The sequence below is a fragment of the Mesorhizobium norvegicum genome (assembly GCF_004919685.1).
GTDB lineage: Bacteria > Pseudomonadota > Alphaproteobacteria > Rhizobiales > Rhizobiaceae > Mesorhizobium > Mesorhizobium norvegicum.
Genome location: NZ_SMYZ01000187.1, coordinates 1 through 9281 on the forward strand (window position 1 = coordinate 1; position 9281 = coordinate 9281).

The following is a 9281-nucleotide window of genomic DNA, read 5'->3' on the forward strand; positions in this document are numbered from 1 at the left end:
TTCGGAATCAGGACACTAGAACATCTTCCGGTAGACGACGAAGCCGGAGCGTTCGCCGACCTTGTCATAGAGCTGCATCGCCGTGTGATTGGTTTCATGCGTCAGCCAGTACACCCGGCCTGAGCCGGCGGCCTGGGCGCGCTCATAGACGCCCTCGATCAGCGCCCGGCCGATGCCTTTTCCTCGCGAGGCCTCAGTGGTGAAAAGGTCTTGCAGGTAGCAATTCGGCGCGATCGCCGTGGTGCTGCGATGGAAGAGGTAGTGCACGAGGCCGAGAAGCTGTCCCTCGCTTTCGGCCACCAGCGCATGCACCGGCTCATAGGCATCGAAGAAGCGCGACCATGTCATCTGGGTGATCTCGCTTGCCAGGGCCGTCTCGCCCGAGCGGCCATAAAATGCGTTGTAGCCGTCCCACAGCGGCAGCCATTGCTCGAAATCCTGGCGCGCAACGGGGCGGATGATGATCGGGCTGGGCATGGCTGGACCTGTTGTCATTGACATGGACGATGCATCGAACAGACCGCAGGCTCCCGTGGCCGGCAATGGGCCAGTCGGTCGCAATGCTTTCAACATCGTCCCGCACGCTCCCGGCGATCCGCACCGGCGCGCTTTGCTTGACGCTTCGCCGCCGTGTCTCTAGGACGTGCCGGCAAGCTAGCCTGTGCTGTCGAGGCCACCGTGACCATTGAAATCCCCAGCCATATCCATCCCAGCCGCTCGTTCCAGGGGCTGATACTGACCTTGCACAACTACTGGGCGGCCTATGGCTGCGTCATCCTGCAGCCCTACGACATGGAAGTCGGCGCCGGCACCTTTCATCCGGCAACGACGCTGCGCGCGCTCGGGCCAAAGCGCTGGAACGCCGCCTATGTCCAGCCATCGCGCCGTCCCAAGGACGGGCGGTACGGCGAGAACCCGAACCGGCTGCAGCACTATTACCAGTATCAGGTCATCCTGAAGCCGAACCCGCCCAACCTGCAGGAGCTCTATCTCGGCTCGCTGGCGGCGATCGGCGTCGATCCGCTGCTGCACGACATCCGCTTCGTCGAGGACGATTGGGAAAGCCCGACGCTGGGCGCCTGGGGCCTCGGCTGGGAATGCTGGTGCGACGGCATGGAGGTTTCACAGTTCACCTATTTCCAGCAGGTCTGCGGCATCGAATGCGCGCCGGTGGCCGGCGAACTGACCTACGGGCTGGAACGGCTGGCCATGTATGTGCAGGGCGTCGACAATGTCTACGACCTCAACTTCAACGGCCGAGAAGGCGCCGACAAGGTCACCTATGGCGATGTCTTCCTGCAGGCCGAGCAGGAATATTCGCGCCACAATTTCGAATACGCCAACACGGCGATGCTGTTGCGCCACTTCGAGGACGCCGAGGCCGAGTGCAAGGCGCTGCTGGACGCCGGCGCGCCGGCGTCGAACGACAATCTGCCGATGCACCGTATGGTTTTCCCGGCCTATGATCAGTGCATCAAGGCCAGCCATGTCTTCAACCTGCTCGACGCGCGCGGTGTGATTTCGGTGACCGAACGGCAGAGCTACATCCTGCGGGTGCGCAATCTGGCCAAGGCCTGCGGCGAAGCGTTTCTGAAGACGCAGGCGGGTGGCTTGGCGGCCTGAGTTTCAGACCCGCTTTATCATCTCGAGAGAAATGTTGATCGGCGGTACGGTTTGACCGCTGGCACCGTCGATCGTGCGTAATGCCTGCCGAACGCCCGGCATCGAGAAGGCGCCGTGAGCCTGCGCGGTGAAGCAGGCGCTGAGCGCGAGGATCTGCAGAAGTCTGGATGCCGTTTTCATGGTCGTTGAGCCAAATGTTCCCTGCCTGAGCGTGGGTCGCTTCAGCGCTGCGTTCGGTTCATGGAAATCTTTGATCCAAGGACGAGTGGCATCGCCTCGTCCCGACAGGGCGACCAAAATTTCTGGAAAGGGTGACAGCGGCCAGCCGAGTTGCTATGCCCCGCGCGGACCACTCTCCCGCATGAGCTGACCCCGATGCCCGAGCTGCTTCTAGAACTTCGTTCCGAGGAAATCCCCGCCCGCATGCAGCGCAAGGCGGCGGGCGATCTCAGGAAGATGCTGACCGACGGTCTGGTCGAGGCGGGACTGACCTATGAGGCGGCGCGCGAGTACTGGACGCCGCGGCGGCTGACGCTCGATATCAGGGGCCTGACCGCGCGCTCGAAGGATATAAGCGAAGAGATCAAAGGACCTTCGACATCAGCGCCTGAACAGGCGGTTCAGGGTTTCCTGCGCAAGGCCGGGCTTGCTTCGATCGCCGAGGCGCATGTCCATTCCGACCCGAAGAAGGGCGACTTCTACGTCGCCCACATCTCGAAGCCGGGCAGGGCGGCGGAAGAGATCATCGCCGAGCTGGTGCCTGATATCATCCGCAATTTTCCGTGGCCGAAATCGATGCGCTGGGGGCCGGCCTCGGCCAAGCCCGGTTCGTTGCGCTGGGTGCGCCCGCTGCAATCGATCCTGTGCACCTTCGGCCCGGAGACCGAAGAGCCTGTCGTGGTCGATTTCGAGATCGACGGCATCCGCTCGGGCAACATCACTTATGGCCATCGTTTTCTTGCGCCTGATGCCATCACCGTGCGCCGCTTCGACGACTACGTTTCCAAGCTGGAAGCGGCCAAGGTCGTGCTCGATGCCGACCGCCGCAAGGAGATCATCCTTGCCGACGCCCGCAATCTCGCCTTCGCCAACGGGCTCGACCTGGTCGAGGACGACGGGCTGCTGGAAGAGGTGTCCGGGCTGGTCGAATGGCCGGTCGTGCTGATGGGCGAGTTCGAGCAGGCTTTCCTGGCCATTCCGGCCGAGGTGATCCGGCTGACCATCCGCGCCAACCAGAAGTGCTTTGTCACGCGGCCGCAGGGTGTCGACGACGCGCTTTCCAACCGCTTCATCCTCACCGCCAACATCGAGGCGAAGGATGGTGGCAAGGAGATCGCCCACGGCAACGGCAAGGTGGTGCGCGCTCGCCTGTCCGACGCGCTTTATTTCTGGACGACCGACCAGGGCGATTTGCCGGATCTCGACCAGTTGCGGGCATCTGCGGAAAAGTTCGAGCTCGATCTGGGCAAGCCGCTCGACCAGCGCATGGCCCGCCTCGACCATCTCGGCGTGACTTTCCACGCCAAGCTTGGCACACAAGGCGAACGCGTGGAGCGAATTGCTCGGCTGGCTGAAGAATTGGCGCCGATCGTCGGCGCCGATCCCGTGCTGGCGCGCCGTGCGGCTGTCTTAGCCAAGGCCGATCTTACTACCGAGGTCGTCGGTGAGTTCCCCGAACTGCAAGGCGCCATGGGTCGCAAATACGCGCTACTTCAGGGCGAGCATCCATCGGCGGCCGCAGCCGTCGAGGAACACTACAAGCCGCAAGGGCCGTCCGACTATGTGCCGAGCGATCCGGTGTCGGTCGCTGTCGCGCTTGCGGACAAGCTGGATATGCTGGTCGGCTTCTGGACCATCGATGAAAAGCCCACGGGAAGCAAAGATCCCTTTGCGCTGCGCCGCGCGGCACTTGGCGTAGTTAGGATTTTGATTGAGACAGGCACCTCGTTGCGCCTAAGAAAGACGCTACAAAATCAATGGATGAATTGGTCAAACACTCGCTTTATGAGAGAGGTGCGGCGACCACTAGAAGTTATCAAATCTGCAACCAAGGCTGGATTTGATATTGGTGACCCGAGGGATAGCGAGTCCTTGATTACAGCTATCGCCGGACAGCTCAAAACTTTCGATCGCGATACGATCGAGCGAGATCTCGATCGCCATATGGAGGTTTTGGTCCCGGACCTCCTCGCCTTCTTCCACGACCGCCTCAAAGTCTACCTCCGCGACCAGGGCGCACGCCACGACCTCATCGATGCCGTCATCACGCCACAGTCCGACGACCTGCTGCAGATCGTGCGCAGGGTCGAGGCGCTGGGCTTCTTCCTCGACACCGAGGACGGCAGGAACCTGCTCGCCGGCACCAAGCGTGCGGCCAACATTCTGGCTGCCGAGGAGAAGAAGAAAACGGCGGTCGCCGAAACCGTTGAGCCGACGCTGTTTCGCGAGAATGCCGAGAAATCGCTGTTTGCAGCGGTGAATCAGGCTGAAAAGCAAGCCGGCGAAGCGATTCAAAACGATGACTTTTCCGGCGCCCTGCTGGCGCTTAGCGTGTTGCGTGAACCCGTTGATTCATTCTTTGAGCATGTGCTCGTAAATGACGAGGACGTGTCCGTGCGCGCCAACCGCCTGGCGCTGCTCGCCCGTATCCGCGCGGCCACCGGTCAGGTCGCGGATTTTTCGAAAATTGCCGGTTAGGGCGAAGAAAATATTCTTCGCTACCGGCCGTTCGAGCCGGCTTACAGTCATATGACGATGATCTCTCCGTGGCAAAAGGGACATGTTCCCCAACCCACGGAGGCTTCCATGAATTCCGATCACGAAATCGAAGTGACAGAAGAAACCCCGGCTCCTGCCGAGGCGCTTGAAGCCGCTTCCGAAACCGATCATGCCGCCGCCGCCGCGGTCGAAGCCGCTGACCTGTCGGATGACGACGAAGACGGCGACGACGAAGAGTCCGACGACGCCGAAGCTGCCACGCTCTCGGATGACGACGAAGATGAAGAAGACGAAGATGAGGACGAAGACGACGCCGACGACAGCGTGAAGGCTGAAGGCGACGACGAAAAGTCCGAAGAAGAAGCTGAAGACGGCGAGGCCGAGGAAGACGACGACAAGGAAGAAGCGGCCTGATTTTTTCAGCTGCCGATTCTATCGATGGCAGGGCGGCGCTGACGCGCCGCCCTTTTTCGTCAGTCTTCCCGGACGCTGACCCCGTTAGTTCTCGAGGATGCTGACGCGCACGCTGTTTTCGTAGACGTCGACCTGGATCAGCGGTTCGCCATTGACGATGGCCCGCTTGGTCGAGGAACTCATCGCGCCGCCGCGCTCCAGCATGCGTTGCAGGTCGGCGCGCTGGTCGTTGGTCCTGAACCAGCCATCGCCCTCATCGTCGCTGTCGCGGCGATGGAATTTGTGCCAGTTGGCGCGGTCCTGCCGCACCATTTGAGCGGCGTTGTCCAGCGCATAGCCGTCACTCGCCTGATGGTCGCGATCGGAAATGCGCGCGACATAAGATCCCAGCATGTCATCGGCATGAGCCGCGCCACCCAACAATGAGCCCAGCAGAAGCCCGGCCGCGGTGACGATTTTGAATTTTCCCATGATCCACCCCCTTTTGCCCCTAACGATAAAATCCCGTCTCCCAGGGCTGCTCGACGAAATTCAGACGATGGCGTCCCGCGGCGGACATAAACCGGAACGGGTTTGCTCGGCAATGGTGCGCCGGGCGCCAGACCGCCGTCAAGCCACGCCAAGAACGTCAGGCTGTCTTTGAGCCGGGCTACTTGGTGTAGCCGTTGGGAGGCATGCGCTGACCTGCAACCTGCGCCGGGGCGTTCGGCGAGGTGGATTGGGTCTCGGCGTTCCCCGAGGGGGCTGCGGAGGCGGTGGCCGTTGCCGGCGCAGTGCCTGCCGCCGGCGCGGTGCCAGCGGCTGGCGCGGCACCTGTCGCTGGCGCAGCGGTTGGCGGCGGTGCTGGGAAGTCGGGACCGGTAACGCCGCCACGAATGACCATCGGGCTTGGCTGGAAGCCATGCCTGGCCTCTGGCTTGTCCGGGATCGCCGCCACCTTTTCATAGGTAACGTCGGGCTCTGCTGCGCCAAGCGCCACCACCGACCGAGCATCCTTGGCTGCTTCGGCGGTTTTAGGCTGGTTGGGGGCACCGACCCTGACGATCGATGGTGTCGAGGACGGCGCGCCGGGAAAAACCAGCGACGAGGCCTGAGCCCCACCGGTCACCGCGGCCAGAACGATCCCCATCAGTATGCGCACAGACACGGACATAGCTCCCCTTTTGCCCAGAAGCTGCTCAATAGCAGGCCGCAATTGATGCGGGCTTTCGCGGAAGCGTAGCATTTTAGGAATTGATAAATCACCAATGCCCCATTTGGCCAACAGCGACTTGCCCAACAGCCGACTTGCCCAACGGCCGCCATCGTACTACGCACCCTCGCATCTATGAGGTGACGAGAGTGGCTGAAATACTTGCCGTCGGCGAGGCGCTGGAGCGGGCGCTGGCGCTGCTTAGGGGTGGCGATGTCGTCGCCATCCCGACGGAAACCGTCTACGGGCTTGCCGGCGACGCCACCAACGGCATCGGCGTGGCGCGCATCTTCGAAGCCAAGGGGCGGCCGCGCTTCAACCCGCTGATCGCCCATGTCGCCGACATGGCGATGGCCGAGCGCCTCGCGCTGTTCGATCCCCTGTCGAAGAAACTCGCGCTGGCATTCTGGCCCGGCCCACTGACGCTGGTGCTGCCGCAGCGGCCCGGCAACGGCATCCATCCGCTGGTCACGGCCGGGCTCGATACGATCGCCTTGCGCATGCCGAGGGGCTTTGGTGGCGACCTGATCGCCAGGCTCGGCCGCCCGCTTGCAGCACCCAGCGCCAATTCATCCGGCAAGATCAGCGCAACGACCGCGCAAGCGGTGGCGGCCGATCTGGGCGCACGCATAAAGCTGGTGGTCGATGGCGGCGCGACCCCGGTCGGGCTGGAATCGACCATCGTCAAGGTCGAGGGGGACAGAATGCGGCTGCTGAGGCCCGGCGGCATTGCCGCCGAGGAGATCGAGGCGGCCATCGGCATGGAGCTGCTGCGCGGCGGAGCCGCCGGCGTCGAGGCGCCGGGCATGCTTGCCTCGCACTATGCGCCGGGCGCTGCAATGCGGCTCAACGCCGGCACGGTCGGCGATGGCGATGCCTTGCTCGGCTTTGGCGGCCAGCGGGCGGACGGCTGGCGCCGCGCCGCCGCCTTCCTCAATTTATCCGAAACCGGGGACCTGCGCGAAGCGGCGAGCAATCTGTTCGCCTACATGCAGGAACTCGACCGCAGTGGCGCGCCGACCATCGCCGTCGAGCCGGTTCCCTTCGACGGGCTCGGCGAAGCAATCAACGATCGCCTCTCGCGTGCCGCCGCACCTCGTGACAACACACGGCCCACAACATAGTTTTCCCCAATGACCGAAATTTCAGAAACCCTCGATCCTGCTCTCATCGATCGCTTCGCCGCGATCGTCGGCGATAAATATGCGCTGCGCGACGAGCGCGACATTGCGCCATATCTCATTGAGAGGCGTGGGCTTTGGCACGGCGCGACATCACTGGTGCTGCGGCCGGGCAGCGTCGACGAGGTCAGCCGGATCATGCGGCTGGCGACCGAGACGGGAACGCCGATCGTGCCGCAAAGCGGCAACACCGGCCTGGTCGGCGCCCAGGTGCCGGACACCTCCGGCCGCGAGATCATCCTGTCGCTGTCGCGGCTGAACCGCATCCGCGAGATCGATGTCCTGTCCAACACTGTGACGGTCGAGGCCGGTGTCATCCTGCAGACGCTGCAGGAGGCAGCGGACGCTGCCGACCGTCTGTTCCCGCTGTCGCTGGCCGCGCAAGGCTCCTGCCAGATCGGCGGCAACCTGTCGTCCAATGCGGGGGGCACCGGCGTGCTTGCCTATGGCAATGCACGCGAACTCTGCCTCGGTGTCGAGGTGGTGCTGCCCACGGGCGAAGTGTTCGACGATCTGCGCAAGCTGAAGAAGGACAACACCGGCTACGATTTGAAAAACCTGTTCGTCGGCGCCGAAGGCACGCTTGGCGTCATCACCGCCGCCGTGCTCAAGCTGTTCCCGAAGCCGAAGGGGCGCGAGGTGGCCTTCGTCGGCCTGTCGTCGCCCGAGGCCGCACTTTCCCTGTTCAGCCTGGCCATGGACCGCGCCGGGGCAGCACTGACCGCTTTCGAGCTGATCGGCAAGCGGCCATACGACTTTACGCTGGCACACGCCCAGGGCGTGGTGCGGCCCTTGGTCGACGACTGGCCGTGGTATGTGCTGATGCAGATTTCGTCCGGCCGTTCATCGGAGGATTCGAGAGCGTTGATCGAGGACGTGCTCTCGGCGGGCCTCGAACACGAATTCGTCGGCGACGCCGTCATCGCCGCAAGTCTCGGGCAGGGGGATGCCTTCTGGAATTTCCGCGAGCTGCTGCCCGAGGCTCAGAAACCGGAGGGCGCCTCGATCAAGCACGACATTTCAGTGCCTATTGCGTCGATCCCGCGTTTCATCGCGGGGGCCGCCGGCGCCGTGGCGTCGGTGAGCGCCGGTGCCCGCGTGGTCTGCTTCGGCCATATGGGCGACGGCAACCTCCACTATAACATCTCGCGGCCCGTGGATGGCGATGACGAGGCGTTTCTCGCCCTCTATCATCCCATGAACAAGGCGGTGCACGACGTCGTGCGCAGCCTGCACGGTTCGATCTCGGCGGAGCACGGCATCGGCCAGTTGAAGCGGGACGAACTGATTGCCACCGCGCCGCCGATGGCGATCGATCTGATGCGCCGGGTGAAAGCTGCCTTCGACCCGGCCGGCATCATGAATCCCGGTAAGGTTATCTGATCCTTTCAACATCTTGTGGTTGGTGGGATTCCGATAACCATCCCTAAGATCAGCAAAATTTAACCGACTTTCTTAAGCGGGGCGGTAAGGAGCCCGCGCTACTGTCTCCATACAAACGAGGCTGGAAAAACCGGCCCGGAGAGAACCGGACACCGGCTCTCAGGAGACAGACAGGAAGGCACTCTATGAACACCGGACTGAAGCCAGTCTGGGCGGGACGCAACATGCGTCTCGACCCATTTCGCCTGCCGCAAGTGGTGAGCTACGCGACACGCGACGACTACGGCGATGTGACCTTCACCATCGACCAGCGCGGCGCCGTGATCCGCCGCCTGCTCGAGATGAGCGGCGTGCCGGCGATCATCGCTCTGCCCGCCAATGCGTTCCGCGGCGTTGCTGCCCGCGCCATGGAGGATCCGGACGGTAATGTCACGGTGACCCTGGAACTCCTGCACAACGATCCGATGCTGTCGGTGCCGCTGCTGGTCGCCGACGATCTCGACGATGTCGCCGCCGACTGGCGCGCCTGGGCCGACGCCTATCGTCTGCCGATGCTGCTGATTGAATCGGACGGCGTCGCCCGTACCCTGGAAGAATCGCTTGGCGCCGCCATCAAGACGCTGCCACCGCAGGATCGCCGCAAGGGCCGCCTTTCGACCACGCGCCGCCCGCGCTTCCTCGCTCGCCGCAGGGCTGGCGACCTCGGTCTCAGGCTGGTCATCGACGGCCAGGAAATCATTTCGAGGGACTAGTGTCCAGCCGATAGATGG

General features: G+C 63.2%; 10 protein-coding genes. 6 read left to right on the top strand and 4 right to left on the bottom strand.

Annotated features, from left to right (window positions below; all coding sequences use genetic code 11):
* Positions 1 to 15 precede the first annotated feature (15 nt).
* The gene (locus FCU66_RS40555) at positions 16 to 477 is read right to left on the bottom strand and encodes a GNAT family N-acetyltransferase (protein ID WP_136621387.1); all 462 of its coding nucleotides are present in this window, start codon (positions 475 to 477) and stop codon (positions 16 to 18) included.
* 201 nt (positions 478 to 678) lie between these two features.
* Here FCU66_RS40555 and FCU66_RS40560 point away from each other — a divergent pair, with 201 nt between their 5' ends.
* Complete coding sequence (locus FCU66_RS40560) at positions 679 to 1623, top strand: glycine--tRNA ligase subunit alpha (RefSeq protein WP_136621386.1); 945 nt, start codon at positions 679 to 681, stop codon at positions 1621 to 1623.
* Positions 1624 to 1626: 3 nt separating this feature from the next.
* Here FCU66_RS40560 and FCU66_RS41520 read toward each other — a convergent pair whose 3' ends face one another.
* The gene (locus FCU66_RS41520; RefSeq protein ID WP_168992122.1) at positions 1627 to 1803 is read right to left on the bottom strand and encodes a hypothetical protein; all 177 of its coding nucleotides are present in this window, start codon (positions 1801 to 1803) and stop codon (positions 1627 to 1629) included.
* 195 nt (positions 1804 to 1998) lie between these two features.
* Between FCU66_RS41520 and glyS the strand changes: the two genes are divergently transcribed.
* Entirely contained in the window at positions 1999 to 4320 is a 2322-nt protein-coding gene (glyS, locus tag FCU66_RS40565) for a glycine--tRNA ligase subunit beta (protein WP_136621385.1), read from the top strand.
* A gap of 108 nt (positions 4321 to 4428) precedes the next feature.
* Positions 4429 to 4755 (top strand): ATPase, encoded by a 327-nt coding sequence (locus FCU66_RS40570; RefSeq protein ID WP_136621384.1) that lies wholly within the window; start codon positions 4429 to 4431, stop codon positions 4753 to 4755.
* 84 nt (positions 4756 to 4839) lie between these two features.
* On the opposite strand, the gene FCU66_RS40575 is transcribed toward FCU66_RS40570, so the two are convergent.
* Both FCU66_RS40575 and FCU66_RS40580 read right to left on the bottom strand, forming a co-directional pair.
* Positions 4840 to 5226 (bottom strand): hypothetical protein, encoded by a 387-nt coding sequence (locus tag FCU66_RS40575; protein WP_136621383.1) that lies wholly within the window; start codon positions 5224 to 5226, stop codon positions 4840 to 4842.
* Positions 5227 to 5404: 178 nt separating this feature from the next.
* Positions 5405 to 5908, bottom strand: coding sequence for a hypothetical protein (locus FCU66_RS40580; RefSeq protein WP_168992121.1), 504 nt, complete (start codon positions 5906 to 5908; stop codon positions 5405 to 5407).
* 188 nt (positions 5909 to 6096) lie between these two features.
* Here FCU66_RS40580 and FCU66_RS40585 point away from each other — a divergent pair, with 188 nt between their 5' ends.
* The 3 genes from FCU66_RS40585 (at position 6097) to FCU66_RS40595 (ending at position 9263) form a co-directional block, all read left to right on the top strand.
* Positions 6097 to 7071 (top strand): L-threonylcarbamoyladenylate synthase, encoded by a 975-nt coding sequence (locus FCU66_RS40585; protein WP_136621381.1) that lies wholly within the window; start codon positions 6097 to 6099, stop codon positions 7069 to 7071.
* A gap of 9 nt (positions 7072 to 7080) precedes the next feature.
* Positions 7081 to 8511: an FAD-binding oxidoreductase gene (locus tag FCU66_RS40590; protein ID WP_136621380.1), complete on the top strand. Its 1431-nt coding sequence runs from the start codon at positions 7081 to 7083 to the stop codon at positions 8509 to 8511.
* 185 nt (positions 8512 to 8696) lie between these two features.
* Positions 8697 to 9263: a DUF6101 family protein gene (locus FCU66_RS40595; protein WP_136621379.1), complete on the top strand. Its 567-nt coding sequence runs from the start codon at positions 8697 to 8699 to the stop codon at positions 9261 to 9263.
* Positions 9264 to 9281 lie beyond the last annotated feature (18 nt).